Below are 20,595 nucleotides of genomic sequence, written 5' to 3'. Positions count from 1 at the left end.
CGGGCGGCGCTCCGGCCTCGGGCCGCCATCCCCGCCGTAACCAGCAGAAAGGATTCGCTTGAAACTTCCGTACGAATGGCAGATCGGCTGGCGCTACACGCGCGCCGGCAAACGCACGACCGGCAACGGCTTCATTTCCTTCATCGCGCTCGTGTCGATGCTCGGGATCGCGCTCGGCGTCGCGGCGCTGATCGTCGTGCTGTCCGTGATGAACGGCTTCCAGAAGGAAGTGCGCGACCGCATGCTGTCGGTGCTCGCGCACGTCGAGGTGTTCTCGCCGACCGGCTCGATGCCCGACTGGCAACTGACCGCGCAGGAAGCGCGCCGCAATCCGTCGGTGACGGGCGCGGCGCCGTACGTCGACGCGCAGGCGCTGCTCACGCGCCAGGACGCGGTGAGCGGCGTGATGCTGCGCGGCGTCGAGCCGTCGCTCGAACCGCAGGTGTCGGACATCGGCAAGGACATGAAGGCAGGCCAGCTCGCCGCGCTCGTGCCCGGCCAGTTCGGCATCGTGCTCGGCGACGCGCTCGCCGGCAACCTCGGCGTGACGGTCGGCGACAAGGTCACGCTCGTCGCCCCCGAAGGCACGATCACGCCGGCCGGGATGATGCCGCGGCTCAAGCAGTTCACGGTCGTCGGCGTGTTCGAGTCGGGCCACTACGAATACGACAGCACGCTCGCGATGATCAACATCCGCGACGCGGAGGCGCTGTTCCGGATGGCCGCGCCGACCGGCGTGCGGCTGCGGCTCACCGACATGCAGAAGGCGCCGCAGGTCGCGGTCGAGCTGTCGCATACGCTGTCGGGCAGCCTGTACATCCGCGACTGGACCCAGCAGAACAAGACCTGGTTCTCGGCCGTGCAGATCGAGAAGCGGATGATGTTCATCATCCTCACGCTGATCATCGCGGTGGCCGCGTTCAACCTCGTGTCGTCGCTCGTGATGACGGTGACCAACAAGCAGGCCGACATCGCGATCCTGCGCACGCTCGGCGCGCAGCCGGGCTCGATCATGAAGATCTTCGTCGTGCAGGGCGTGACGATCGGCTTCGTCGGCACCGCATCGGGCGTCGCGCTCGGCTGCCTGATCGCGTGGAGCATTCCGTGGCTGATCCCGATGATCGAGCATCTGTTCGGCGTGCAGTTCCTGCCGCCGTCGGTGTACTTCATCAGCGAGCTGCCGTCCGAGCTCGTCGCGGGCGACGTCATCAAGATCGGCCTGATCGCGTTCGTGCTGTCGGCCGTCGCGACGCTCTATCCGAGCTGGCGCGGCGCGAAGGTGAAGCCGGCGGAGGCGCTGCGCTATGAATGATCGCGCGACCGCATTCGCGGATTCACGACAACCCATCAGACAGGACTCGGCAGGTATGCAGGAATACGTGCTTCAGGCGCGCGGGATCACGAAGGCGTTCGTGCAGGGCGGCTTCAACGTGCAGGTGCTCAACAACACCGAGCTGACGGTGCGGCGCGGCGAGAAGCTGGCGGTCGTCGGCGCGTCGGGCTCCGGCAAGAGCACGCTGCTGCACGTGCTGGGCGGCCTCGACGAACCGAGCGCAGGCGAAGTGTCGCTGCTCGGCAAGCCGTTTACGCAGCTCGCCGAGCGCGAGCGCAACGAGCTGCGCAACCGCGCGCTCGGCTTCGTCTACCAGTTCCATCACCTGCTGCCGGAATTCACCGCGCTCGACAACGTCGCGATGCCGCTGCGCATCCGCCGGATGACGACCGAGGACGCGCGCGCGCAGGCACAGGCGATGCTCGAACGTGTCGGTCTCGGCCCGCGTGCGAAGCACCGGCCGGGCGAGCTGTCGGGCGGCGAGCGGCAGCGCGTCGCGATCGCGCGCGCGCTGGTGACGAAGCCGGCCTGCGTGCTCGCCGACGAGCCGACCGGCAACCTCGACGGCACGACGGCCGATACCGTGTTCAACCTGATGCTCGAATTGTCCGAGACGCTCGAAACGAGCTTCGTGATCGTCACCCACGATCCCGAGCTCGCCGCGCGCTGCGACCGCATCATGCGCCTGCGCGACGGCGTGCTGCACGAGGAGCCGGCGCTGCCGGTGTGAACGAACGCCTCCGCCGTGCCGCCGGACGAGTCCCGGCGTTGCGGCGGGGCGCAGGAAAGCCGCCATGTGGATCGATACGCATTGCCATCTCGATGCCGCCGAATTCGACGCCGACCGCGACGCGGTCACGCAGGCGGCGCGTGCGGCCGGCGTGTCTCGCATCGTGATTCCGAGCATCGGGCGCGACAACTTCACGACCGTGCGCGAACTGGCGCAGCGCACACCGGGCGCGGTCTATGCGCTCGGCATCCACCCGATGTATACGCCGCACGCACGCGACGAGGATCTCGACCGGCTGCGCATGGAGATCGAGGCGAGCCTCGACGATCCGCGCTTCGTCGCGATCGGCGAGATCGGGCTCGACTACTTCGTGCCGGGGCTCGACGAAGCGCGGCAGCAATTCTTCTACCAAGGGCAGCTCAAGCTCGCGCGGGAATTCGACCTGCCGGTGCTGTGCCACGTGCGCAAGTCGCAGGACCGCGTGCTCGCCGGGCTGCGCCGCTTCGGCGTGCGGCGCGGCATCGCGCATGCGTTCAACGGCAGTTTCCAGCAGGCCGACGCGTATCTCGCACAGGGGCTGCATCTCGGTTTCGGCGGCAACGTGACGTTCGGACGCGCGTTGCAGATCCGCCGGCTCGCCGCGCAGTTGCCGCTCGACGCGATCGTCGTCGAGACCGACGCGCCCGACATCGCGCCCGAATGGGCGTACAAGTCCCGCAATGCGCCCGACCAGGTGCCGCGCATCGGTGCCGTGCTCGCCGAGCTACGCGGGATCGACGCGCACGCGCTGTCCCTATCCACAACGGCTAACGCGCTCGCCGCGCTGCCGCGACTCGCCCTTTCGTCCGCATAATCGTTGCCGGAAGGCGCCGTCTCGACAGCGGCAGCGCCAGGTCGACGAGGAGGCGCGATGCGCGTGTGGTGGATCGCGTTCGCGCTCGGCGTCGTCGTGCTGCAGCGGCAGGCGGCGTTGCCGGGCGCGGGCGTCTGGGCGGGCGGGGCGGCGGTGCTGGCCGGTTGCGGCGCGCTGCTCGCATGGTGTGCGCGGCGCCGTCGAACCCGCGCGATCGTCGCGCTCCGGTGGGTGCTGTGCGCGTGCGCGGCCGGTGCGATCGGATTCGGCTATGCGGCCGCGCGCGCCGAATGGCGGCTGCGTGACAGCCTGCCCGTCGAGCGGGAAGGGCGCAACATCGTCGTCACGGGCGTGATCCGCGGGTTGCCGGTGATCGACGACACCGGTGCGCGACTGCTGTTTGCCGTCGAATCGAACGATGCGGCGCTGGCCCGGTTTCCTCCCGTGATCCGGTTGTCGTGGCGCACGTACGGCGCGCCCGGAGCACGCGACGCGATGCCCGATTTGCGCGCCGCGCAGCGCTGGCGCCTCGTCGTGCGCCTGAAGCGTCCGCATGCCGAGGCGAATCCCGGCGTGCGAGACAGCGAGGCGGCATGGCTCGCCGCGGGCATTCGCGCGATCGGCTATGTGGTCGCGCCCGAGCGGGCGGAACTGCTCGACGCGCGTGCGTCGGGATGGCGCGCGTCGATCGATCGGCTGCGCGACGCGCTGCGTGCCCGTATCGGCGATGCGCTCGGCAGCGGCGCGCGCCATCACGGCATCGTGACCGCGCTCGCGGTCGGCGATCAATCCGGCATCGGCGACGACGCGTGGCGCGTGCTGCGCAATACTGGCACGAGTCATCTGGTCGCGATCTCCGGGCTGCACGTCGGGCTCGTCGGCGCGCTCGCCGGCGGGATCGCATCGATCGTCTGGCGGCGTCTGCGCTGGCGAGGACGTGCGGCGGCGCTGATGATTCCCGCGCCTTACGTGGCTTCGGTTGCCGCGCTGACGGCAGCCGCCGGCTATGCAGCGCTCGCCGGCTTCAACGTGCCGGCGCAGCGCGCATGGTGGATGATCGCGGCCGGTGCGGCCGCCTATCTGGCCGGACGCAGCGTGCCGACGTCCACGGTGCTGTGCGCGGCGCTCGGCGGCGTGCTGCTCGCTGATCCGTGGGCCGTGTTGTCCGCCGGGTTCTGGCTGTCGTTCGGCGCGGTCGCGGTGATCCTGATGGCGGTCGCGGGCTGGCGCGCGGTGCGCGAATTCGACGGGGGCGACAGGCGCGACAGCGGCGACGGTGCGGGGGATGGCACCGCCGCGGTCGACCGCTGGAGGTGGCTGCGAGCAGGGTGCGCGCGTACCGGGCGCCGAATCGCGGAGGCCACGCGCGTGCAGTACGCGGTGACGATCGGCCTCGCGCCGCTGACGGCCGCGTGGTTCGCGCAGATCTCGGTATCCGGCCCGTTCGGCAATGCGTTCGCGATCCCGTGGGTCAGCGCCGTCGTGACGCCGGTCGTGCTCGCCGGTATCGGGTTGCCCGCGCCGTTGGACGGCTATGCGTTCCGGCTCGCGCATGCGGCGCTCGAACCGATGATGGCGCTGCTGGGGCATCTCGCCGACTGGCCGGCCGGCGTATTCTGGCTGCGCATGCCTGACTGGCCGGTGTTGATGCTGGCGTGCATCGGCGTCGCATGGGTGTTGATGCCGCGCGGCTGGCCGCTGCGCTGGGCCGCGCCGATCACGTGGCTGCCGCTGCTTGTGCCGGCGCCGGATAAACCGCCGCCGGGCGGCTTCCGGCTGACCGTGCTCGACGTCGGGCAGGGCGCGTCGGTGCTGGTCGAGACCGCACGCCGGACCTTGCTGTTCGATGCGGGGCCGGGGCCGGAGTCGACCCATGCCGGCCAGCGGATCGTTGTGCCGTCGTTGCGCTCGCGCGGAATCCGGACCGTCGATACGCTCGTGCTCAGTCATGCGGACGCCGATCACGCGGGCGGCGCGGCGGCCGTCTATGCGGCGGTCGACGTGCGTCAGCTGCTTGCCGGCATCGCGCCGCGGCACCGGCTGTGGCGCGACGCGCAGGCGGCCGGCGTGACCGATCGGTTGCCTTGCGCGGCCGGGCAGCGGTGGAGCTGGGACGGTGTCGTGTTCACGATGCTGTGGCCGCCGCGCATGGCGGGGGCCGGTCCGTCGAACGAACAATCGTGCGTGCTGCACATCGACGCGGTGGGCACGTCGGCCCTGCTGACGGGCGACATCGAGGCGCGCGCCGAGCGCCGCCTGGTGGCCGATGCGCGCGACGCGCTGGCCGCACAGATCCTCGTCGTGCCGCACCATGGCAGCCGCACGTCGTCGGTCGAGCCTTTCCTCGATTCGGTCGGGCCGCGCGTCGCGGTATTTCCTGTAGGCTATCGCAATCGCTTCGGGCATCCGCACCGGACGGTCCTCGCGCGCTACGAGGCGCGCGGGATTCCGCTGCCACGCACCGATCGCGACGGGGCCGTGCGGTTCGACGTCGCGCCGGCGGACGGCGGTTTTGCGTTCGAGCGTTATCGCGATGCGCAGCGACGGTACTGGATGGACCGGTGAGTTGGTGTGATGGCGCGCAGCAGGAACGAAGGGACCGGACACGTGCTGGAGCAGCGGAGCCCGCCGATCGCGAAGCATGGGGCGGGAGTAAGTGCTAAAGCACCAACTCCGGTCGACCGCGAAGCATGGGACAGGAGTAGGCGCTGAAGCGCCAACTCCCGTCGACCGCGAAGCATGGGACGGGAGTAAGCGCTAAAGCGCCAACTCCCGTCGACCGCGAAGCATGGGACGGGAGTAAGCGCTAAAGCGCCAACTCCCGTCGACAAAGGAGACATTGGCGTTTGAAGGACATCCTCCACTTCTCGCATGCGAACGGTTTTCCGGCCTCGACGTACCGGACGATCTTCGCCGAGCTGGCAGACGACTACGACCTGCGTTACATCGAGCGCATCGGTCACGACCGCCGCTACCCGGTGACGCGCGACTGGCCGCATCTCGTCGAGCAGCTGCTCGACGACATCGGCAGCCGCTACGAGCGCCCGGTCTGGCTCGTCGGCCATTCGCTCGGCGGCTACCTGTCGCTGATGGCAGCGCTGAAAAAACCGCACTGGGTGCGCGGCGTGGTGATGATCGATTCACCGATCATCGCGGGATGGCGCGCCGGCGCGCTGCGCGCGAGCCAGTGGGCCGGGCTCGACGAGCGGCTGTCGCCGGCGGCCGCGACGCGCAACCGGCGCACGCGCTGGGCGAGCCGCGACGAAGCCTGGCGGCACTTTCACGAGAAACCCGCGTTCGCGCGCTGGGACGAGCGGATGCTGTCGGACTACATCGACCACGGCATCCCGCAGGCGGGCGCCGACGGCGAACGCGCGCTCGCATTCGACCGGCAGGTCGAATACCTGATCTACCGGACGCTGCCGCACACGCTCGGCCCGCGGCTCGCGCACGGCGCGCCGGTGCCGCTCGGCTTTCTCGCCGGCACGCGCTCGCGCGAGGTGCGGCAGGTCGGGCTCGAGGCGACGCGCCGCGCCGCGCGCGGGCGCATCGAATGGATCGAGGGCAGCCACCTGTTCCCGATGGAGCGGCCGATCGAGACGGCCCGCGCATTGCAGCGGATGCTGAATTCGCTGAAAACGGCGGAGGGCGGCGTGCCGCGCGACAGCGCAGCGCTCGCGAACAGCGCCTGACGCCTTGGTCCGGTGTTCCGCGTCCGGCGTGCGCGGTTGCACCGTCCGGCCGGCCGGTTCGCCCCGGCGCGCACGGCTGGCGCGGCACAGCGCGAAAGGGCGGGATCATCGCGTCAATTGCTGAGAGAAGGGCGGGCTTTACGGTATAATCCGTTTTTCCCGCGAGCATCCAGCGATGACCAAATATGTTTTCGTCACCGGCGGCGTAGTTTCTTCCCTCGGCAAGGGTATTGCCGCCGCCTCTCTCGCCGCGATCCTCGAATCGCGCGGTCTGAAAGTCACCCTCCTCAAACTCGATCCCTACATCAACGTCGACCCCGGCACGATGAGCCCGTTCCAGCACGGCGAAGTGTTCGTGACGGAAGACGGAGCGGAGACCGACCTCGACCTCGGCCACTACGAGCGCTTCATCAGCACGAAGATGCGCAAGGCCAACAACTTCACGACCGGCCAGATCTACGAATCGGTGATCCGCAAGGAACGCCGCGGCGACTATCTCGGCAAGACCGTGCAGGTGATTCCGCACATCACGAACGAAATCCAGGCGTTCATCGAGCGCGGGGCGGCATCGGCCACCTGCGGCGAACCGGACGTCGCGATCGTCGAGATCGGCGGCACGGTCGGCGACATCGAGTCGCTGCCGTTCCTCGAGGCCGCGCGCCAGATGAGCCTGCGCCTCGGCCGCAACAGCGCGTGCTTCGTGCACCTGACGCTCGTGCCGTACGTCGCGACGGCCGGCGAGCTGAAGACGAAGCCGACCCAGCACAGCGTGCAGAAGCTGCGCGAGATCGGCATCCTGCCGCACGTGCTGCTGTGCCGTGCGGACCGCCGCATCCCGGACGACGAATCGAAGAAGATCTCGATGTTCTCGAACGTGCCGGAAGACGCCGTGATCTCGGTGTGGGACGCCGACAGCATCTACAAGATTCCGCAGATGCTGCACGACCAGGGCCTCGACCGGATCATCTGCGAAGAGCTGAAGCTGTCGCCGAAGGACGCCGACCTGAGCATGTGGTCGGAGCTCGTCGAGAAGCTGGAAAACCCGAAACACGAAGTGACGATCGGCATGGTCGGCAAGTACGTCGATCTGACCGAGTCGTACAAGTCGCTGATCGAGGCGCTGCGCCACGCATCGCTGCACACGTCGACCAAGGTCAACATCGAGTACATCGACTCGGAAGAGATCGAGACGAACGGTGTCGACAGCCTGAAGCATCTCGACGCCGTGCTGGTGCCGGGCGGTTTCGGCCGTCGCGGCACGGAAGGCAAGATCGCGGCGATCCGCTATGCGCGCGAGGCAAAGGTGCCGTACCTCGGCATCTGTCTCGGCATGCAGCTCGCGGTGATCGAATTCGCGCGCGACGTCGTCGGCCTGAAGCAGGCGAACAGCACGGAATTCGATCCGGAAACGCCGGAACGCGTGGTCGCGCTGATCACCGAGTGGCACGACCGCGAAGGCAAGGTCGAGACGCGCACCGAGGAATCCGATCTCGGCGGCACGATGCGCCTCGGCTCGCAACGCTGCCCGATCAAGCCCGGCACGATGGCCGAAGAGATCTATGGCAAGGACGTGAACGAGCGCCATCGCCACCGTTATGAAGTCAATAACCGCTTCGTGCCCCAGCTCGAAGCCGGCGGCCTTATCATCAGCGCCCGTACCCCGAGCGAGGATCTGCCGGAAATGATGGAGCTGCCGCGCTCGATGCACCCGTGGTTCGTCGGCGTCCAGTTCCACCCGGAATTCACGTCCACGCCGCGTGACGGTCATCCCCTCTTCAAGTCGTTCGTCGAAGCCGCGCTCGCCAACAAGCAAGCGCGCGGAGTGTAAAGCATGAAGCTGTGCGATTTCGAGGTCGGTCTCGACCAGCCTTTCTTCCTGATCGCGGGTACCTGCGTCGTCGAATCGGAGCAGATGACGATCGACACGGCGGGCCGCCTGAAGGAGATCTGCGAGAAGCTGAACGTCCCGTTCATCTACAAGTCGTCCTACGACAAGGCGAATCGCAGCTCGGGCAAGTCGTTTCGCGGCCTCGGAATGGACGAGGGCCTGCGGATCCTCGGCGAGGTGAAGCGCCAGCTCGGCCTGCCGGTGCTGACCGACGTGCATTCGATCGAGGAGATCGAGCAGGTCGCGTCGGTCGTCGACGTGCTGCAGACGCCCGCGTTCCTGTGCCGCCAGACCGACTTCATCCACGCGTGCGCACGCTCGGGCAAGCCCGTCAACATCAAGAAGGGCCAGTTCCTCGCGCCGCACGACATGAAGAACGTAATCGACAAGGCGCGCGACGCGGCGCGTGACGCGGGGCTGTCGGAAGACCGCTTCATGGCGTGCGAGCGCGGCGTCTCGTTCGGCTACAACAACCTCGTGTCCGACATGCGCTCGCTCGCGATCATGCGCGAGACGCACGCGCCGGTCGTGTTCGATGCGACCCACTCGGTGCAGCTGCCGGGCGGGCAGGGCACGAGCTCGGGCGGCCAGCGCGAATTCGTGCCGGTGCTCGCGCGTGCGGCGGTCGCGACGGGTGTCGCGGGCCTCTTCATGGAAACGCATCCGAATCCGGCCGAAGCGAAGTCGGACGGCCCGAACGCGGTGCCGCTGAACCGGATGGGCGCGCTGCTGGAGACCCTCGTCACGCTCGACCAGGCGGTGAAGCGCAATCCGTTCCTGGAAAACGATTTCAACTAAAGATCGAATGAACCATGCGACGGCTTCGCGCGTCAGTAGCGTAAGCAACGTCGGCGCGCATGCCGTCGCAGTTTGAAGAATCCATCGTCATTCTCAGAGGAAACCCATGAGTGCAATCGTAGATATCATCGGCCGCGAGATTCTGGATTCGCGCGGCAACCCCACCGTCGAATGCGACGTGCTGCTCGAATCGGGCACGATGGGCCGCGCGGCGGTGCCGTCGGGCGCGTCCACCGGCTCGCGTGAAGCGATCGAACTGCGCGACGGCGAAGCCGGCCGCTACAACGGCAAGGGCGTGCTGAAAGCGGTCGAGCACATCAACACCGAAATCTCCGAAGCCATCATGGGCCTCGACGCGTCGGAACAGGCGTTCCTCGACAAGACGCTGCTCGAGCTGGACGGCACCGACAACAAGTCGCGCCTCGGCGCGAACGCGATGCTGGCCGTGTCGATGGCCGTCGCGAAGGCAGCGGCTGAAGAAGCCGGCCTGCCGCTGTACCGCTACTTCGGCGGCTCGGGCGCGATGCAGCTGCCGGTCCCGATGATGAACATCGTCAACGGCGGCGCGCACGCGAACAACAGCCTCGACATCCAGGAATTCATGATCGTCCCGGTGAGCCAGCCGACGTTCCGTGAAGCCCTGCGTTGCGGCGCGGAAGTGTTCCACGCACTGAAGAAGATCCTGAGCGACCGCGGCATGAGCACGGCAGTCGGCGACGAAGGCGGCTTCGCGCCGAACTTCGGCAGCAACGACGAGTGCCTGTCGACGATCCTGCAGGCGATCGAGAAGGCCGGCTACCGTGCGGGCGAAGACGTGCTGCTCGCGCTCGACTGCGCGGCCTCCGAGTTCTACCACGACGGCAAGTACCAGCTCGCGGGCGAAGGCCTGCAACTGTCGTCGGCCGAATTCACCGACTACCTCGCGACGCTCGCCGACAAGTTCCCGATCGTGTCGATCGAAGACGGCATGCACGAAGGCGACTGGGACGGCTGGAAGCTGCTGACCGAGCGCCTCGGCAAGAAGGTGCAGCTCGTCGGCGACGACCTGTTCGTCACGAACACGCGCATCCTGAAGGAAGGCATCGAGAAGGGCATCGCGAACTCGATCCTCATCAAGATCAACCAGATCGGTACGCTGACCGAAACGTTCGCGGCAATCGAAATGGCGAAGCGCGCGGGCTACACGGCCGTGATCTCGCACCGCTCGGGCGAAACGGAAGATTCGACGATCGCGGACATCGCGGTCGGCCTGAACGCCGGTCAGATCAAGACGGGTTCGCTGTCGCGCAGCGACCGCATCTCGAAGTACAACCAGCTGCTGCGCATCGAGGAAGATCTCGGCGACATCGCGAGCTACCCGGGCAAATCGGCTTTCTATAACCTGCGCTAACGCGCTACTATCGGGTTCGTCATCTCGACGCCGCTCTGTGCATGTCGCGCGGAGCGGCGCTTCTTATATCTGCGTCTCTTACATGCGGCTTGTCACTGTCGTCCTGATTGCCTTGCTGGCGCTCATTCAGTACCCCCTATGGTGGGGACACGGCGGCTGGTTGCGGGTGCACGAATTGCGCCAGCAGCTCGGCGATCAGCTGCAGAAGAACGCGGACGAGAAGCTGCGCAATGAACGGATCGCGGGCGAAGTGCAGGATCTGCAGGGCGGTACTGCGGCCATCGAGGAGCGCGCGCGCTACGAGATGGGCATGGTGAAGGATGGCGAAGTGTTCGTGCAGTTCGTATCGCCGAACGCGCCGGCCAGCCCGCTGAACAACACGCCGTCGAGCACGTCGACGCGCGGTACCGTGTCCGCGGCACCCGTGCGTGTCGTGCCGAACCCGCAGTCGATCGCGAAACCGTCGCGGCATCACGGCGGCGAGAAGGGCAAGGCCGCGCATCACTGAGCGCGGGAGTCCGAACCATTGAAAAAGCGCGGGAAATGCCGCGCTTTTTTATTTCCTGTCAGTCGTCAATTGGGTCGGTCGACGCGATGTCGCGTCACCACCACCAGCCCGGGTAACCGTAGCCATAGCCGATGCCGGTGCCCCACCGGTTGCCCCAACCGCCGCTGTAATAGCCGCCGTAGACGGTCACGGGTGGCGGCGAGTAATAGGACCACGCGCGCGCGGCGGCCTCGGCCGCCATCGCGTCGTTCTGCTCGCGCAGCACCTGCCGGTCGATCTCGTCGTAGCGTTTGCGCTCCGCGCTCGACAGGGCGGGCGGCCGGCCGCCCGACGCGCCCGGCTCGGGCAGGCGACTCAGGATCGTTGACGAAGGCGGCTGCACCGCGCAGCCGGCGAGGGCCAGCGTGCCGGCTGCGACACTGGCCAGGACGAGGGTGCGGAACGGGCGATTCATGTGTTTCTCCAGCAGCGCGCCGCAGTGCAAAGCGGTTTGCGCCGAAGGCGGGACCTGCGGCGCGTGAGCCGTACGGGCGACGCTCGTGCGTCATTATGCGCCCGCGCCCGCATCGCGGGCACGGACGCGCGGCGCGCTCAGTGACGCTGGTCGGTCGCGGGCGTGATGCCGGTCGCGAGTTCCGGCGCGGCGAACAACTGCGCGACGTCGACGGGATCGAATTCGTAGCGCTGGTTGCAGAACTCGCAGTGGATCTCGACGTGACCGCGCTCGACGATCACGCTGTCGACTTCGTCGCGGCCGAGCATGCGCAGCATCGCGCCGACCTTCTCGCGCGAGCACGAGCACTGGAAACGCGTCCCGGCCGGGTCGAAGTGCTGCACGTTTTCCTGCCAGAACAGCCGGCGGAACACGACTTCCGGTTCGACCTCGAGCAACTCCTTGGCGGACAGCGTGCCGCCGAGCGTGCAGACGCGCTCCCAGGTGTCGGCGTCGGTCTCGGCGTTGCGCGGCACGATGCCGCCGTCGCCCGGCAGCTTCTGCAGCAGCATGCCGACCGCGCGGTCGCGATCGGCCGCGAGCCACAGCCGCGTGTCGAGCTGCTCCGAGTGGTGCATGTAGTGCTCGAGCACCTGCGACACCGATTCGAGCGGGCCGTCGACGCCGTTCAGCGGCACGATGCCCTGGTACGGCTGCTGGCCCGGCAGCTTCTCGGCCGGGTCGAGCGTGATCACGCAGCGGCCGTGGCCGCTCGCGTTGACGAGCGACGCGAAGTGCATGTCGTCGCCGATCGTCTGCGCCGCGTCGCCGGCGAACTTGGCCGTGGCGCGCATCGACAGGTCCGAGCCGCACTGGACGACCAGCATCTGGACCGGTCCGTCGCCGAAGATCTGCATGATCAGGGTGCCGTGAAATTTCAGGTTCGCCGACAGCAGCGCACACGCGGCCATCATCTCGCCGAGCACCGTGCGCACCGGGGCAGGGTAGTCACGGCGGGAAAGCACCTCTTGCCACGTGTTGCGCAGCGACACGATCTCGCCGCGCACGGGTGCCGAATTGAACATGAATTTCTGTAACTGGTCGCTCACTCTTCTTCCTTGAAATCCGCGCGAATCAGCCGATCCGCACGAGTTGCTCCTTGAAATGCGCACGCCGCTCGACGTACGTCTTCGCATTTGCGCGCAGCCGCGCGATGTCGTCTGCCGACAGCTCGCGCACGACTTTCGCCGGGGCGCCGAGAATCAGCGAATTGTCCGGGAACGTCTTGCCTTCCGTCACGACCGCGCCGGCACCGACCAGACAGTTGCGGCCGATCACCGCTCCATTCAAGACCACCGCCTGAATCCCGATCAGCGAACCCTCGCCGATCGTGCACCCGTGCAGCATCGCCTGGTGCCCGATCGTCACGTTTTCGGCAATCGTCAGCGGAAAGCCGGGGTCCGTATGCAGTACCGCGCCTTCCTGGACATTGCTGCCGGTGCCGACCGTGATCGTCTCGTTGTCGCCGCGAATCGTCGCGCCGAACCAGACGCTCGCGTTTTCCTCCAGCACGACCTTGCCGATGATGGCCGCCGTATCGGCGACGAATACGCTTTCGTGGATCGTCGGGGCCGTCTCGCCCAGTTTGTAGATCGTCACGGAGTCTCCTGGTCTCTTCGATGATGGGCGCCGGTAGAATGGCGCGTCTGGCGTGCCGGGCGCGTTGCGTGACGGCACAAACGCTTATTGTAAACCGTCGCGTGCCTGCGCTCCCGCGATGCGCGCGGATGGTGCCCCCGTTTGATGAGCATGCAGCCTTCTTCCCTTACCGCGGCGCCGCGTTGCGTGCGCCGCGCCGCACTCGACGCCCTGCGGATCTCCGAGCCGGCCGCGAAGGCCTCGCAGGTCCGTGCGCTGTATGACGCGCTGCTGGCCGGACGGGCCGCGATCGCGCCGGCGCTCGGCCTGGACGAGCCGGCCGACCTGCCCGGCCGTCCGGCGCGCCCGCCGCTCGTCGAGCCGCGCCAGCTCGAGCGCCGCAGCATGCGCTCGCCCGCGGGGCGCGCGGTGTTGCTGCACGCGCTCGCGCATATCGAATTCAACGCGATCAACCTCGCACTCGACGCCGTGTGGCGCTTCGCCGGCATGCCCGACGCGTTCTACGCGGACTGGCTGAAGGTCGCGGCCGAGGAGGCCTATCACTTCACGCTGCTGTCCGACCGGCTGGCCGGGTTCGGGCATGCGTACGGCGATTTCCCCGCGCACAACGGGCTGTGGGAGATGTGCGAGCGGACCAAGGCCGATGTGCTCGCGCGGATGGCGCTCGTGCCGCGCACCCTCGAGGCGCGCGGGCTCGACGCGTCGCCGCCGATCCGTGCGCGGCTCGTGCAGGCGGGCGACGACGCGTCCGCGGCGATCCTCGACGTGATCCTGCGCGACGAGATCGGCCATGTCGCGATCGGGAACCGCTGGTTCCGGCACTTGTGCGACGCCGCCGGCCGCGATCCGGTTCCCACCTACCGCGAGCTTGCCGAGCAGTACCATGCGCCGCGGCTGCGCGGCCCGTTCAATTTCGACGCGCGCCGCACCGCGGGATTCGAGCAGGCGGAGCTGGACGAACTCGCCGCGCAGGACGTGCCGGACGGCCCGGCGGCGGGTTAGGGCGAGCGGGCGCCGCCGGCTCCAGATGGGCGGGCGAACGCTGCCGCCGGCTGGCCACACGGGCCGCTCGGCGGCATTTCCGTGGCAGCCGATGCGCCGGACACGTACCGTCGGCTCACCGTCGCTAGAGCGCAGCCTCGACTGCCGGGCGCCGGAACGGAAGTGCCATCGCTATAATCGAACGACCATTCTTTTTTTTGGCGACTGCAATGAATGCCTCGAGTTCTGTTTCCGATTTCGTCACCGTCCGCGGCGTCAAGCTGCATGTGCGGCGCTGGGGCCGGCCCGATGCGCCGACGCTGTTCATGCTGCACGGCTGGATGGACGTCGCGGCATCGTTCCAGTTCGTCGTCGACGCGCTCGCGGGCGACTGGCAGGTGATCGCGCCGGATGCGCGCGGCTTCGGCCTGTCCGACTGGCCGGTCGCGCGGCAGGGCGGCGGTCATTACTGGTTCCACGAGTACTTGGGCGATCTCGACGCGCTGGTCGATCACTATGCGCCGACCGGCGAAGTCAACCTGGTCGGGCACAGCATGGGGGCGAACGTCGTGTGCCTGTACGCGGGCGCGCGGCCGGAGCGCGTGCGGCGCGTGGTCGACCTCGAAGGGTTCGGGCTCGCCCCCGCGCGGGCCGAGCAGGCGCCGCGCCGGCTGCGCGGCTGGCTCGACGAGCTGCGCGCGCCGCCGGTGCTGCGCCCGTACGCGTCGCTCGACGACGTGGCGGCCCGGCTGACCAAGACCAATCCGCGGCTCGATCCGCGCCGCGCGGCGTTCCTCGCCGCGCACTGGTCGAAGCGCGGCGACGACGGCCTGTATCACCTGCTGGCGGACCCCGCGCACAAGATGGCGGGCCCGCAGCTGTACCGGCTCGACGAAGTGATGGCCGTCTGGAAGCAGGTGCGCGCGAAGGTGCTGCACGTCGAGGCCGTCAATTCGCCGACGCTCGCCTACATCGCGGGCGACATCCCGCTGGCCGAGTTCAAGGCGCGCTTCGGCGCGTTCCCCGACTGGCGCGAAAAGCTCGTCGAGGATGCCGGCCACATGGTCCATCACGACCAGCCGGAGCAGGTCGCGGCGCTGATCGAGGCGTTCTGCGCATAGGCCGGCGGCGGCAGCGGCGGGGCAGGCGGGCGGCGCATTTGCCGCATTGCAGTAGAATGAAGCTTCACCTGCCATACCGACAATGAACGCTGATCTCCACTGCCATTCGAATGTTTCCGACGGGTTGCTGTCGCCTGCCGACGTCGCGCGCCGCGCCCATGCCGGCGGCGTGACCCTGTGGGCGCTGACCGACCACGACGAGATCGGCGGCCAGGCGGCGGCGCGCAGCGAGGCGGAAGCGCTCGGCATGCGCTACCTGAGCGGCGTCGAGATTTCGGTCACGTGGGCGTCGCGCACCGTGCACATCGTCGGGCTGCACATCGATCCGTCGAACCCGGCGCTCGTCGACGGCCTGTACCGCACGCGCCACGGCCGTGCGGCCCGTGCGCGGGCGATCGCCGCGCAGCTCGAGACGCTCGGCATCCCCGGCGCGTACGAAGGCGCGCTGAAGTACGTGTCGAATCCCGACCTGATCTCGCGCACCCACTTCGCGCGTTTCCTGGTCGAGAACGGCCATGCCGCATCGACGTCCGACGTGTTCGACCGCCTGCTCGGCGACGGCAAGCCGGGGTTCGTTCCGCACCGCTGGGCGACGCTGTCCGACGCCGTCGCATGGATTCGCGCGGCGGGCGGGGAGGCCGTGGTCGCACACCCGGGCCGCTACCGCTATACGCCGGTCGAATTCGACGCATTCTTCGGCGAATTCATCGATCTCGGCGGCCGGGCGATCGAGGTCATCACGGGCAGCCACACGCCCGACCAATACCGCGAATACGCGGACGTCGCGCGCCGCTTCGGCTTCGAGGTGTCGCGCGGTTCGGATTTCCATGCGCCGGGCGAGGGCCGCGTCGAACTCGGCAGCCTGCCGCCGTTGCCGCCCGACCTGAAACCGGTCTGGGAGCGCTGGCTCTGACGCGTCGCGGCCGCTTGCCGTTCGCCGTTCGCGCTGCCGGCGAGGCGCGCATCCGACTTCTCCCTCTTTACGTGTCCCCATGTCCCAGTTCTTCAGGATTCATCCGGATAATCCGCAGCCGCGCCTGATCAAGCAGGCCGCGGACATCGTCAGCAAGGGCGGCGTGATCGCAATGCCGACCGATTCGAGCTACGCGCTCGCGTGCCACCTCGACGACAAGGACGCGGTCGAGCGCGTGCGCCGCATCCGCGGCCTCGACGAGAAGCAGCACCTGTCGCTGCTCGTGCGCGACCTGTCGGAACTGGCCAACTTCGCGATGGTGGACAACCGTCAGTACCGGCAGATCAAGTCGGTGACGCCGGGCCCGTACGTGTTCATCCTGCAGGCAACCAAGGAAGTGCCGCGCCGGCTGTCGCATCCGTCGCGCAAGACGATCGGGCTGCGCGTGCCCGATCACGCGATCACGCTCGCGCTGCTCGAGTCGCTGGGCCAGCCGCTGCTCGGCACGACGCTGATCCTGCCGCCGGACGACGAGCCGCTGAACGATCCCGACGAGATCCGCGCGCGGCTCGAGAAGCAGGTCGATCTCGTGATCGACGGCGGCGCGTGTCCGCGCGAGCCGTCGACGGTGATCGACCTGACGGGCGACGCGCCGCAGCTCGTGCGCGCGGGGCGCGGCGCGCTCGAACCGTTCGGGCTGTCGGCCGCGTAAGCGCCATTCATTTTTGCGCGAGTGCGCTTGTTACAATAACGCGATATGGACGCTTCCCTGATTCAGACCATCGCCGTCTACGCGCTGCCCGTGATCTTCGCGATCACGCTGCACGAGGCTGCGCACGGCTATGCCGCGCGCCTGCTCGGCGACAACACCGCCTACATGATGGGGCGCGTGTCGTTCAACCCGATGCGCCACATCGATCCGCTCGGCACGATCGCGATTCCGCTCGTGATGTATTTCCTGACCGGCGGCGCTTTCCTGTTCGGCTATGCGAAGCCGGTACCGGTATCGTTCGGCAACCTGCGCGATCCGCGCTGGGGCAGCCTGTGGGTTGCGCTCGCGGGTCCGGCCTGCAACTTCGTGCAGGCGCTGGTCTGGGGCGTGCTGACCATCGTGCTGCCCGCGGCCGGCATCGACGAGCCGTTCTTCACGCGGATGGCCTATGCGGGCGTCAGCGCGAACCTGGTGCTCGGCGTGCTGAACCTGTTTCCGCTGCCGCCGCTTGACGGCGGCCGTATCCTTGCGGCACTGCTGCCGCCGAAGCAATCGATCGCGCTGTCGCGCATCGAGCCGTACGGTTTCATCATCGTCCTCGTGCTGGTCACGACGGGCGTGCTGACGAATTTCTGGCTGCGCCCGCTCGTGAACGCCGCGGCCGGCGTGCTGAGCGCCATCCTGTCTCCCTTCGCCTCGCTTTTCTAACGACAATCATGTTCCCAGATCGTATTTTCTCCGGCATGCGACCCACCGGGTCGCTGCACCTCGGCCACTACCACGGCGTGCTGAAAAACTGGGTGAAGCTGCAGTCCGAGTACCCGTGCTTCTTCTGCGTGGTCGACTGGCATGCGCTGACGACGCACTACGAAACGCCCGAGGTCATCGAGAAGAACGTGTGGGACGTGCTGATCGACTGGCTCGCGTCCGGCATCGATCCGGCGCAGGCGACGCTGTTCATCCAGAGCAAGGTGCCCGAGCATGCGGAGCTCGCGCTGCTGCTCGGCATGAGTACGCCGCTCGGCTGGCTCGAACGCGTGCCGACCTACAAGGAGCAGATGGAGAAGCTGAAGGACAAGGACCTGTCGACCTACGGCTTCCTCGGCTACCCGGTGCTGATGGCGGCCGACATCCTGCTGTATCGCGGCTCGCTCGTGCCGGTCGGTGAAGACCAGGTGCCGCACGTCGAGATGACGCGCGAGATCGCGCGCCGCTTCAACTACCTGTACGGCCGCGAGCCGGGCTTCGAGGAGAAGGCGCTCGAGGCCGCGAAGAAGCTCGGCGGCAAGCGCGCGAAGCTCTATCACGAACTGCGCAACGCGTACCAGCAGGAGGGCGACGACGAGGCGCTCGAACAGGCGCGCGCGATGCTGCAGGAGTCGCAAAGCCTGTCGATGAGCGACCGCGAGCGCCTGTTCGGCTATCTCGAAGGCGCGCGCAAGATCATCCTGGTCGAGCCGCAGGCGCTTTTGACCGAAGCGTCGCGGATGCCGGGCCTCGACGGCCAGAAGATGTCGAAGTCGTACGGCAACACGATCGGCCTGCGCGAGGACGCGGAGACGATCACGAAGAAGGTCCGCACGATGCCGACCGATCCGGCGCGCGTGCGCCGCACCGATCCGGGCGATCCCGACAAGTGCCCGGTGTGGCAGCTGCATCAGGTCTATACGGACGAAGCGACGCACCAGTGGGTGCAGAGCGGCTGCCGCTCGGCGGGTATCGGCTGCCTCGACTGCAAGCAGCCGGTCGTCGAAGGGATCCTGCGCGAACAGCAGCCGATGCTCGAGCGCGCACAGAAGTACATGGACGATCCGTCGCTGCTGCGCGCGATCGTCGCGGACGGATGCGACAAGGCGCGCAAGCACGCGGTCGAGACGATGCGCGACGTGCGCGAGGCGATGGGCCTGTCGTACACCTGACCTGACGGCATGCGCGAACCCGTCATTGCCGCCGCGGGCGGCCACGTCGCCCAGACCGAGCCGTCGCGCTGGGTCGCCCGGTGGTCGCGGCTCGTCCCGGCGGGCGGCGCGGTGCTCGACGTCGCCGCGGGCGGCGGCCGCCATGCGCGCTGGTTTGCGTCGCACGGGCATCCGGTCGTCGCGCTCGACCGCGATCCGGCCGCGCTGGCCGCATTGCGCGCGATTCCCGGCGTCGACGCGCGCGACGCCGATCTCGAGGGCGCGCCCTGGCCGCTGCCGGCCGGCGCGTCGTTCGCGGCGGTGATCGTCACCCATTATTTGCATCGTCCGCTCTGGCCCCATCTGCTCGATGCGGTGGCGCCGGGCGGCGTGCTGATCTACGAAACCTTCGCGCAAGGAAACGAAACGGTCGGCAAACCGTCCAATCCCGCGTTCCTGCTCGCCCCGGGCGAGCTGCTGGACGCGGTGCGCGGCCGCCTGCGGGTGGTCGCGTACGAGGACGGATTCGTCGCCGCGCCGCGCGAGGCGTTCGTGCAGCGCATCTGCGCGGTACGCGAGGGCGCGACCCCGACGGCGGGGGCGGGAATTCCACGTTACGAACTGCCCGGCTAATCCGCTACAATCTCAACGTTTACCGGTACATCAATCAATCGCGTTTCATGGCTAACGGCACCCAAGACGGCATTCAAATCCGCGGCAGCATCCCCGCGATCGTCACCCCGATGCTCGAAGACGGCAGTCTCGACCTGCCGGCGTTTCGCAAACTGATCGACTGGCACATCGCGGAAGGCACCGACGCACTCGTCGTGGTCGGCACGAGCGGCGAGTCGGCAACGCTCAACGTCGAAGAGCACATCCTGATGATCCGCACGGCGGTCGAGCATGCGGCGAAGCGCATCCCGATCATCGCGGGCGCAGGCGGCAATTCGACCGCCGAGGCGATCGAACTGACGAAGCACGCGAAGGCCGTCGGCGCCGACGCGACGCTGCAGGTCGTGCCGTACTACAACAAGCCCACGCAGGAAGGGATGTACCGGCACTTCAAGGCGATCGCCGAAGCGGTCGACCTGCCGGTGATCCTGTACAACGTGCCGGGCCGCACCGTCGCGGACATGGCGCACGAGACGACGCTGCGCCTCGCGCAGGTGCCGGGCATCATCGGCGTGAAGGAAGCGACCGGCAACATCGATCGCGCCGCGCACCTGATCAAGGCCGCGCCGAAGCATTTCGCGATCTACAGCGGCGACGATCCGACCGCGATCGCGCTGATGCTGCTCGGCGGCCACGGCAACATCTCGGTGACGGCGAACGTCGCGCCGCGCGCGATGAGCGACCTGTGCCGTGCGGCGCTGGCTGGCGACGTCGCAACGGCGCGCGAGCTGCACATGAAGCTGCTGTCGCTGCACAAGAACCTGTTCATCGAGGCAAACCCGATTCCGGTGAAGTGGGCGCTGCAGGCGATGGGCAAGATGCAGGGCGGCATCCGCCTGCCGCTTACGCCGCTCGACGAGCGCTGCCACGATGTCGTACGTTCGGCCCTCGTCGAGGCCGGCGTCCTCGCCTGAGGCTCAGGCGGCCGCGTCCTGCGGCCGCCGGCTCGACCCCTCATCAACCCGCACCGGCCGGCTCCGTCCGGCGCCGCTCCTGACGAGCGTTCTAGCAAGA

General features: G+C 68.1%; 20 protein-coding genes. 17 read left to right on the top strand and 3 right to left on the bottom strand.

The window, feature by feature from the left end:
* Positions 1 to 58 precede the first annotated feature (58 nt).
* The 9 genes from DIE02_RS01670 to ftsB all read left to right on the top strand — a co-directional run bounded on the left by DIE02_RS01670 (position 59) and on the right by ftsB (position 11,192).
* The gene (locus DIE02_RS01670; protein WP_044848183.1) at positions 59 to 1,312 is read left to right on the top strand and encodes a lipoprotein-releasing ABC transporter permease subunit; all 1,254 of its coding nucleotides are present in this window, start codon (positions 59 to 61) and stop codon (positions 1,310 to 1,312) included.
* The gene (gene lolD / locus DIE02_RS01665) at positions 1,305 to 2,063 is read left to right on the top strand and encodes a lipoprotein-releasing ABC transporter ATP-binding protein LolD (RefSeq protein WP_081051465.1); all 759 of its coding nucleotides are present in this window, start codon (positions 1,305 to 1,307) and stop codon (positions 2,061 to 2,063) included. Before DIE02_RS01670 ends, lolD begins: the two co-directional genes overlap by 8 nt.
* A gap of 64 nt (positions 2,064 to 2,127) precedes the next feature.
* On the top strand, positions 2,128 to 2,916 hold the full coding sequence (locus DIE02_RS01660) for a TatD family hydrolase (RefSeq protein WP_044848181.1): 789 nt from the start codon (positions 2,128 to 2,130) through the stop codon (positions 2,914 to 2,916).
* Between the two features lie 57 nt (positions 2,917 to 2,973).
* Entirely contained in the window at positions 2,974 to 5,481 is a 2,508-nt protein-coding gene (locus DIE02_RS01655; protein ID WP_124488303.1) for a DNA internalization-related competence protein ComEC/Rec2, read from the top strand.
* A gap of 281 nt (positions 5,482 to 5,762) precedes the next feature.
* A complete protein-coding gene (locus tag DIE02_RS01650; RefSeq protein WP_044848179.1) occupies positions 5,763 to 6,608 on the top strand; it encodes an alpha/beta fold hydrolase in 846 nt (281 codons plus the stop codon).
* A gap of 175 nt (positions 6,609 to 6,783) precedes the next feature.
* Entirely contained in the window at positions 6,784 to 8,436 is a 1,653-nt protein-coding gene (locus tag DIE02_RS01645; RefSeq protein WP_124488302.1) for a CTP synthase, read from the top strand.
* A 3-nt stretch (positions 8,437 to 8,439) separates the two neighbouring features.
* Positions 8,440 to 9,294 carry a 3-deoxy-8-phosphooctulonate synthase gene (gene kdsA, locus DIE02_RS01640; RefSeq protein WP_124488301.1) on the top strand — a complete coding sequence of 285 codons (855 nt, stop codon included), beginning with the start codon at positions 8,440 to 8,442 and terminating at the stop codon, positions 9,292 to 9,294.
* Positions 9,295 to 9,400: 106 nt separating this feature from the next.
* A complete protein-coding gene (gene eno, locus DIE02_RS01635) occupies positions 9,401 to 10,684 on the top strand; it encodes a phosphopyruvate hydratase (protein ID WP_011885396.1) in 1,284 nt (427 codons plus the stop codon).
* Between the two features lie 82 nt (positions 10,685 to 10,766).
* Positions 10,767 to 11,192 (top strand): cell division protein FtsB, encoded by a 426-nt coding sequence (ftsB, locus tag DIE02_RS01630; protein WP_044848176.1) that lies wholly within the window; start codon positions 10,767 to 10,769, stop codon positions 11,190 to 11,192.
* Between the two features lie 94 nt (positions 11,193 to 11,286).
* Here the strand turns inward: ftsB and DIE02_RS01625 are convergent, their stop codons facing one another.
* The 3 genes from DIE02_RS01625 to DIE02_RS01615 form a co-directional block, all read right to left on the bottom strand.
* The gene (locus DIE02_RS01625; protein WP_124488300.1) at positions 11,287 to 11,646 is read right to left on the bottom strand and encodes a hypothetical protein; all 360 of its coding nucleotides are present in this window, start codon (positions 11,644 to 11,646) and stop codon (positions 11,287 to 11,289) included.
* 137 nt (positions 11,647 to 11,783) lie between these two features.
* On the bottom strand, positions 11,784 to 12,734 hold the full coding sequence (gene hslO, locus DIE02_RS01620; protein ID WP_124488299.1) for an Hsp33 family molecular chaperone HslO: 951 nt from the start codon (positions 12,732 to 12,734) through the stop codon (positions 11,784 to 11,786).
* A 25-nt stretch (positions 12,735 to 12,759) separates the two neighbouring features.
* Positions 12,760 to 13,284, bottom strand: a complete 525-nt coding sequence (locus DIE02_RS01615) for a gamma carbonic anhydrase family protein (RefSeq protein ID WP_057925213.1) — start codon at positions 13,282 to 13,284, stop codon at positions 12,760 to 12,762.
* A 144-nt stretch (positions 13,285 to 13,428) separates the two neighbouring features.
* Between DIE02_RS01615 and DIE02_RS01610 the strand changes: the two genes are divergently transcribed.
* The 8 genes from DIE02_RS01610 to dapA all read left to right on the top strand — a co-directional run bounded on the left by DIE02_RS01610 (position 13,429) and on the right by dapA (position 20,495).
* Positions 13,429 to 14,286, top strand: a complete 858-nt coding sequence (locus tag DIE02_RS01610; RefSeq protein WP_124488298.1) for a ferritin-like domain-containing protein — start codon at positions 13,429 to 13,431, stop codon at positions 14,284 to 14,286.
* Positions 14,287 to 14,495: 209 nt separating this feature from the next.
* The gene (locus DIE02_RS01605; RefSeq protein WP_124488297.1) at positions 14,496 to 15,386 is read left to right on the top strand and encodes an alpha/beta fold hydrolase; all 891 of its coding nucleotides are present in this window, start codon (positions 14,496 to 14,498) and stop codon (positions 15,384 to 15,386) included.
* An 82-nt stretch (positions 15,387 to 15,468) separates the two neighbouring features.
* Complete coding sequence (locus tag DIE02_RS01600; protein ID WP_124488296.1) at positions 15,469 to 16,299, top strand: 3',5'-nucleoside bisphosphate phosphatase; 831 nt, start codon at positions 15,469 to 15,471, stop codon at positions 16,297 to 16,299.
* 79 nt (positions 16,300 to 16,378) lie between these two features.
* Positions 16,379 to 17,011 carry an L-threonylcarbamoyladenylate synthase gene (locus DIE02_RS01595; RefSeq protein ID WP_124488295.1) on the top strand — a complete coding sequence of 211 codons (633 nt, stop codon included), beginning with the start codon at positions 16,379 to 16,381 and terminating at the stop codon, positions 17,009 to 17,011.
* Positions 17,012 to 17,056: 45 nt separating this feature from the next.
* Positions 17,057 to 17,719: a site-2 protease family protein gene (locus tag DIE02_RS01590; protein ID WP_044847994.1), complete on the top strand. Its 663-nt coding sequence runs from the start codon at positions 17,057 to 17,059 to the stop codon at positions 17,717 to 17,719.
* 8 nt (positions 17,720 to 17,727) lie between these two features.
* Complete coding sequence (locus tag DIE02_RS01585) at positions 17,728 to 18,930, top strand: tryptophan--tRNA ligase (RefSeq protein ID WP_044847993.1); 1,203 nt, start codon at positions 17,728 to 17,730, stop codon at positions 18,928 to 18,930.
* 9 nt (positions 18,931 to 18,939) lie between these two features.
* A complete protein-coding gene (locus DIE02_RS01580; RefSeq protein WP_124488294.1) occupies positions 18,940 to 19,542 on the top strand; it encodes a bifunctional 2-polyprenyl-6-hydroxyphenol methylase/3-demethylubiquinol 3-O-methyltransferase UbiG in 603 nt (200 codons plus the stop codon).
* A gap of 47 nt (positions 19,543 to 19,589) precedes the next feature.
* On the top strand, positions 19,590 to 20,495 hold the full coding sequence (dapA, locus tag DIE02_RS01575) for a 4-hydroxy-tetrahydrodipicolinate synthase (protein WP_044847991.1): 906 nt from the start codon (positions 19,590 to 19,592) through the stop codon (positions 20,493 to 20,495).
* The last annotated feature ends 100 nt before the right edge of the window (positions 20,496 to 20,595 follow it).

This window comes from Burkholderia sp. Bp8991 (assembly GCF_003853795.1).
Taxonomy (GTDB): Bacteria; Pseudomonadota; Gammaproteobacteria; order Burkholderiales; family Burkholderiaceae; genus Burkholderia.
This window is presented reverse-complemented; position numbering and strand designations above follow the sequence as displayed.

Bases quoted from the DNA above. Each gene is read 5' to 3' on its own strand.
- DIE02_RS01660 (WP_044848181.1), top strand. From the start codon at position 2,128: ATGTGGATCGATACGCATTGCCATCTCGATGCCGCCGAATTCGACGCC.
- kdsA (WP_124488301.1), top strand. From the start codon at position 8,440: ATGAAGCTGTGCGATTTCGAGGTCGGTCTCGACCAGCCTTTCTTCCTG.
- ftsB (WP_044848176.1), top strand. From the start codon at position 10,767: ATGCGGCTTGTCACTGTCGTCCTGATTGCCTTGCTGGCGCTCATTCAG.
- DIE02_RS01655 (WP_124488303.1), top strand. From the start codon at position 2,974: ATGCGCGTGTGGTGGATCGCGTTCGCGCTCGGCGTCGTCGTGCTGCAG.
- DIE02_RS01610 (WP_124488298.1), top strand. From the start codon at position 13,429: ATGAGCATGCAGCCTTCTTCCCTTACCGCGGCGCCGCGTTGCGTGCGC.
- DIE02_RS01625 (WP_124488300.1), bottom strand. From the start codon at position 11,646: ATGAATCGCCCGTTCCGCACCCTCGTCCTGGCCAGTGTCGCAGCCGGC.
- DIE02_RS01585 (WP_044847993.1), top strand. From the start codon at position 17,728: ATGTTCCCAGATCGTATTTTCTCCGGCATGCGACCCACCGGGTCGCTG.
- DIE02_RS01605 (WP_124488297.1), top strand. From the start codon at position 14,496: ATGAATGCCTCGAGTTCTGTTTCCGATTTCGTCACCGTCCGCGGCGTC.
- DIE02_RS01590 (WP_044847994.1), top strand. From the start codon at position 17,057: ATGGACGCTTCCCTGATTCAGACCATCGCCGTCTACGCGCTGCCCGTG.
- eno (WP_011885396.1), top strand. From the start codon at position 9,401: ATGAGTGCAATCGTAGATATCATCGGCCGCGAGATTCTGGATTCGCGC.
- DIE02_RS01645 (WP_124488302.1), top strand. From the start codon at position 6,784: ATGACCAAATATGTTTTCGTCACCGGCGGCGTAGTTTCTTCCCTCGGC.
- DIE02_RS01600 (WP_124488296.1), top strand. From the start codon at position 15,469: ATGAACGCTGATCTCCACTGCCATTCGAATGTTTCCGACGGGTTGCTG.
- lolD (WP_081051465.1), top strand. From the start codon at position 1,305: ATGAATGATCGCGCGACCGCATTCGCGGATTCACGACAACCCATCAGA.
- DIE02_RS01595 (WP_124488295.1), top strand. From the start codon at position 16,379: ATGTCCCAGTTCTTCAGGATTCATCCGGATAATCCGCAGCCGCGCCTG.
- dapA (WP_044847991.1), top strand. From the start codon at position 19,590: ATGGCTAACGGCACCCAAGACGGCATTCAAATCCGCGGCAGCATCCCC.
- DIE02_RS01580 (WP_124488294.1), top strand. From the start codon at position 18,940: ATGCGCGAACCCGTCATTGCCGCCGCGGGCGGCCACGTCGCCCAGACC.